The following is a 3,318-nucleotide window of genomic DNA, read 5'->3' as shown; positions in this document are numbered from 1 at the left end:
GAGTTTGACAAGGTGACAGTCTCGACTGCGCCGCTCGCGCAGCGGGTAGAGGATTTTAACCCGGGCGCTGATGTTAGCGTCGTGCCGAACATCATCCCGCCGTCGATCCTGTCCGTCCATGGCGAGCTGGAGACTTACCTCGCGCCGCGCCCGCATACGGCGATCGGCTATTTCGCGGGGACGAAGAGTCACGACCGGGACTTCCCTGTCGTTGCTGACGCGCTTCACCGGGTGCTGATGGAGAATCCCGACTTTACGCTGATGATTGTCGGACCGGTGGCTGTTCCGCGCGCTTTGGCAGCATTGCCGAACGTTAGGACGGCGCCCGTGGTGAACTTCTTGCGACTGCCGGGGCTGATGACGCAGTGCAGCACGGTGATCGCCCCGTTGGAGATGAGTGATTTCAACGCGTGCAAGTCCCGGGTTAAGTTCCTCGAGGCAGCGCTGTCGGGCTCCCGCCTGCTGGCCAGCCCGATTCCGGACATGCAAGCCATCGGACCAGGAAGTCTGGAGCTTATGGAGTCCCTCGACGACTGGTACGAGGCCTTGTCTGCGCCCGTGAAATCTGTTGATTACAAACCGCAGGCGGCGGAGAACTTCGAGTTCCTGCGGAGCACCTCCCACGTGGATGGTCTGACGACATTATGGAGTGAAGTATGAGAGTCCTCATTTATGTTGAGCCGCATCCGATCCGGGACAGCCAGGCGACGTTTAAGGACATAGGTAGGGACTTCCTTCCGCTACTCGCGGGGTCCACGCCGGATTTCGATGTCCGTATGTATGCGCCGCGTGCCCTCTTGGGCGCCCTTGGCGATAAGGCCGTGGCCGGTGTGGAAAACCGCCTCATCCGGGCGAGCCCGGATGAGGAAGCCTTGTTCTCCGAGCGACTCTGCGACTGGGAGACCGAGGGCATCCCGGCGTGGTTGAATCTCATGGCGGGAGGCGACATCGCCGACGACTACGTCGAGGTCCTTCGCCGCGTCTGGAATGTCTTCCCCTACGACATCATCGTCCACTGGGGTGAGAACGGAGCCGTGACGCGCTTCATCGAAGAGCGGCCCGTGACGCGAATTGCGATGGAGCTCGGCTGCACCCGTGCCCCATTCCTCCAGAGTGTCGTCATGGATCCGTTCGGGACCAACGGGAACGCGATCGTGCCCCGACTGTCAGTGGAAGACCTGCGTGGGATTGTCGGAGACAGGCCGATGACGGCCGACGAGGCGGTCTACGGCTACTCGGCGAACATCGAGGCCCGGCCCTACGAACAGCAGTTCCTCCCCCTCGACGGTGGGGACTGGTCGGCACGAATCCTCGGCACCGCCCGGAAAATCGCGTTCCTCCCGCTCCAGCTCCATGACGATGCCAATCTCTTGCGCTTCTCAAAGTACGAGACAGTAGAAGCGGTCGTCCTCGACGTCGTTCCCAAGCTCGCGGCCGCCGGTTACCTGACTGTCATCAAGACACATCCGGGTGCCAAGGTCAGGCAACAGTCCAACCTCGCTTTCTCGCTGGCCCGCGCCGCGTTGCGCCCGTGGGCAGACGACGTCGTGTGGTTGGACGCTACCAAAGCGGTATACAACAATGCCCAGCTGATTGCGCTGGCCGACCTGGTGGTAACGGTCAACAGCTCCGTAGGGTTCGAGTCGCTGTACTACGACAAAGTCGTTTCGGTGCTGGGCGAAGCTGGCTACAAGCCGACTGGCCTGTTTCCCGATCTCGACGAGGCGATCTCCGGCGCCTTCGACCTGCCGGCCTACCGGCACGGGATCGGCTTGCTGCGCCGCTTTATGCTTGGCGGGTACCTGACTAGCGATGCAATTCGTGGGGACTTCCACGCTTTCCAGAGCACCGCTGTCACCATCGACGCCGCGCGCCGTGGCCACGACGCCGATGCGGTCTCCATCGCGAAGCGCATGTACCAGACGTTCAGCTTGGCCCGGGAGAACCAGACCCGCGCCCGGATGGTGAGGGGCGGCTCCGTTCCCGGATCGAGCGAGTTCGGCGTCCCAAGTGTGGTTGCGGCGCACCCCCTCGCGAACGATCAGACATCGGCCGACACCTCCCGCGCCGAGTTCTCCGGCCCAGCCCGCCGACTTTTCGCCCTGGTCGGCGCGGTTGACACCGACGACTTCCGCAAAGCACTGCAGTCGGGGTTCGCCGATCCGAAGACCGCGGAGAAGTACGTCCGCGCCGCACGAATCGTCGACGAGACGTTCTATCTCGCCACACACAGCGACGTCGCCAAAGCGGGGAAGGACCCTGTCCATCACTGGGCGCGCTACGGTCTCCGCGAAGGACGCAAACCTCGACGTGGTGTGAACGTCGGCTCAGTTGATCGGTTGGTCGACGAGCTGGCCGCTGCCGCTGAACCGCTGTTCGACGGCACCCCCGATTTACCCAGTTTCCCCCTAGACCAGGACGCCGAGGCTCGCCGGCAATCCAGCCTCGCCGCGATCCGGAACGGTCTCGGGACCCGAGGCAACAGGCTCGTCGTCGTCGCGCATTTGTATTACCGCGACCTCGTTCCGGAAATACTCGAGTACCTCGCCAATATCCCTGAAGGCTTCGATCTCGTGGTGACGATGCCCGACTGGGGCAACCGCCAAATCGCGGAGCTGGTGCGTGCCGCCTACCCGGACGCGGTGCTCTATCCCGCAGCCAATAGGGGCCGCGATATCGGGCCGTTCCTCGACGTCCTCCCCGCGATTCTCGAGCGCGACTACGACGCAATCCTCAAGGTCCAGACGAAGGCCGGGTTCTTCAGAGACGGACGCCTGATTCCGGAACAAGGCCGCTTCTGGCGCGAAAGCGCCTTTGGTATGCTCCTCGGTTCCAAGAAGCAGACAGCAGAGACTATTGCCGCGTTTCGCGCCGATGAGACTCTTGCGATGGTGGGCCCTGCGCCTTTCTACCTCCCGCTCTCCCGCAACCCCTACTCCGACGATGGCGCGCTCGTCGAGAGGGTGCTGGGCACCGAGATCACATCCGACGAAGCCGGCTTCTTTGCAGGGACGATGTTCTGGGTGCGGCCCGACTGCCTTTCACCCCTTGTAACCGCGGGGTTGTCTATCGAATCATTTGCGCCAGAGACCGGGGCCAACGACGGCGCCATCGCTCACCTCATAGAACGGCTATTCGGCCAGGTCGCGCTCCAAAACGGCCGACTCGATGCAATTGATGAAACCGGCACACTGGTTGGCGAGCCCGCCCCACTCGAAATCAGCATCGATGCCTACATGATCGAAAAGATGCGTACGCAGAAAAACGCGGCCCGCACCGCCGCAAAGAAAGGCGCACTAGCATGGTAAAACCCTCGCC

General features: G+C 62.7%; 2 protein-coding genes. Both read left to right on the top strand.

Annotated elements, in window-relative coordinates:
- On the top strand, window positions 1-660 hold a 660-nt coding region (locus HNO80_RS17715; RefSeq protein WP_502707885.1), incomplete at its 5' end, for a glycosyltransferase family protein.
- Window positions 657-3,308: a rhamnan synthesis F family protein gene (locus HNO80_RS17710; RefSeq protein ID WP_175324163.1), complete on the top strand. Its 2,652-nt coding sequence runs from the start codon at window positions 657-659 to the stop codon at window positions 3,306-3,308. The genes HNO80_RS17715 and HNO80_RS17710, both read left to right, overlap by 4 nt.
- The last annotated feature ends 10 nt before the right edge of the window (window positions 3,309-3,318 follow it).

This window comes from Arthrobacter sp. C9C5 (genome assembly GCF_013359735.1).
Lineage (GTDB): Bacteria > Actinomycetota > Actinomycetes > Actinomycetales > Micrococcaceae > Arthrobacter.
The sequence above is the reverse complement of the archived record's forward strand: the minus strand, read 5'-3'. Positions and strand labels throughout refer to the sequence as shown.